This is a genomic window from Paraglaciecola sp., from assembly GCF_030730205.1.
Classification (GTDB): Bacteria; Pseudomonadota; Gammaproteobacteria; order Enterobacterales; family Alteromonadaceae; genus Paraglaciecola.
The window spans coordinates 1-2183 of sequence record NZ_JANQVQ010000246.1 but is presented as its reverse complement, the minus strand read 5'-3'; the positions used below and the strand labels follow the sequence as shown (position 1 = coordinate 2183).

Here is a 2183-nt window from a genome sequence, read left to right as displayed (position 1 = left end):
ACTGAAGATACCGCTTATTCTTACCAAGTAAGTGCCTCCGATCCAGACAACAGTGCGCAAGTCTTGGTTTACAGCCTCAACAATGCACCAACTGGTATGAGTATTGACACTTCAGGCTTAGTCACTTGGACGCCAACCGAGGGTGTATTAAGCTCTGGTGAGGTCAGTGTAGTTGTCGCTGAAGACGCAAGCGCAACCGCCTTAAATGTTGAACAAAGTTTTACGATCACCGTGACCCCTGTAAATGATCAGCTAAGCGTTCAAGCCCTGGCCACAGATTACACTTTGGACAACGGCGCAACATTCAGTCAACAACTCGCGGTTAGCGATGTCGATGATGAAAATAATGGTAGTGATATTACCTACACCTTAGTAGGTGCTCCAACGGGTATGACTATTTCGTCAACTGGATTAATTGAGTGGACTCCAGCATTAGCGCAATCAACAAAATATGATGTGACAATCAATGTTACTGACGGCGGTGAAGATGGCACCGTCGCTGTGCCTGTTAGTTTTGCTGTTGATGCGCTCGTATACCAACAAATTAGCGGTAAAGTAGCCAACTATTTCACAGGTGATTTTATCGAAGCAGCTGAGTTAGTTTTGGCTAATGGCTCTGCAATGAGCGCCCCCGCAACTAGTACAGTTGATGGCGACTATGTCATTAGTGTAGTTGATCGATTTTTAGCGGATCGGATGACGCTATCAGCCAGCAGTACGGGATTTGCCAGTTACTCTTTGGTGCTAAACAGTGGATCAGATTTATCTAATCAGTTCCTTTCCTTGGTACCGAGCGATGTAACGATGAACTTTGATCCAACTCAAGCTTTCACGTTAACTCATGAAGGAATCGACCTATTAGCATTTTCAGCCAATACGCTCGAACGTACCGATGGTATGCCAATCGAAGGACAAGTGACCGCACAAGTAACCGTCATTGACCCAAGCCGAGATATCAGCGTGATGCCGGGGGATATGTTAACGACAGATGGTGATGAATTGGTCCCTATAGAATCGTTCGGCGCTATGGATGTTATCTTAACTGACGCGGCTGGTGCAGCTGTTGATGTGCAAAGCGGACAAACCGTTACCATTCGCATTCCGTTGAGTGAAAGCTCAACCACACCACCTGCCACTATCCCTCTCTATTACTTTGATTCATCAACTGGCGCGTGGGTTGAAGAGGGCACGGCGAACCTGACTACTGAAAATGGTGAAACCTTTTATGCAGGTACCGTGGGGCACTTTACCACTTGGAACGCAGATCAAGTTTACTCCACGATTTTCATAGAAGGTTGTGTGGTAGATCTTGACGGTTCGCCTTTGGAAAATGCGACAGTTCGTTCGACTGGTCGAACTTACAATGGCCAATCGACAGCAAGGACTGACGCCAGCGGAAATTTTTCGATTCCAGTGATGATGGACAGCACCGTTTTACTGTATAGCTCTAACGGCAATCAAAGCCGAACCCTAACGGTGAATGTCGGTAACACCAACGAAGTACTTGACTCGTGTTTAGAACTTTCTGCTGCTACTGCAACCGTCACGCTAACATGGGGTGAAGAGCCTGATGATCTAGACAGCCATTTTTATGGGCCGGCCAATGCCGAAGCAAGCTCTGAGTTTCACGTTTATTACTCGAATGATGAGGTTACGGTAGAAGATTCGACCATCTATTTAGACGTCGATGATACGAGCAGTTATGGTCCTGAAATTATTACTATTCCAACGTTCCCCTTTGCTGGTCGTTACCAATATGTAGTGCATGAATACAGTGGTTTAGGCAATATTTTGATTTCTCCCACAAGAGTAGAAGTGAAAGTAGGCACCCAAACACGAATTTTCTCGCCCTCAGAGGGGAACATCACCGACTACTGGCACGCATTTGATTTTGTAGTGGATACTGCGGGCAATATCACCATCGAAGAAGTCGATCAATGGATATTTGGTTTTAGTGGCAGAGTTCAACAACCTCAGAGCGTGACGCCTCAATTGATGTATAAAAAATCGGGGTTGAAATCACGAGCGATACAGCAAAAGTATTACAAACAGTAAATACTGGTCCGCTGTAAAAACGCAAAAGGGTTGATGACGTTATCAACCCTTTTTTACACTATTGAAAATTATATTAGCCTATAGTCAATTGTGTTTCAGGATACCTAAGGCGTTTTTTCCGAGGACTC

1 protein-coding gene is annotated in these 2183 nt (G+C 45.3%); it reads left to right on the top strand.

The genetic code is table 11. The features are described from left to right. Positions 1 to 2055 (top strand): putative Ig domain-containing protein (locus NWQ57_RS16255; RefSeq protein ID WP_306023216.1); only part of this gene is annotated, 2055 nt, incomplete at its 5' end. Positions 2056 to 2183: the final 128 nt, after the last annotated feature.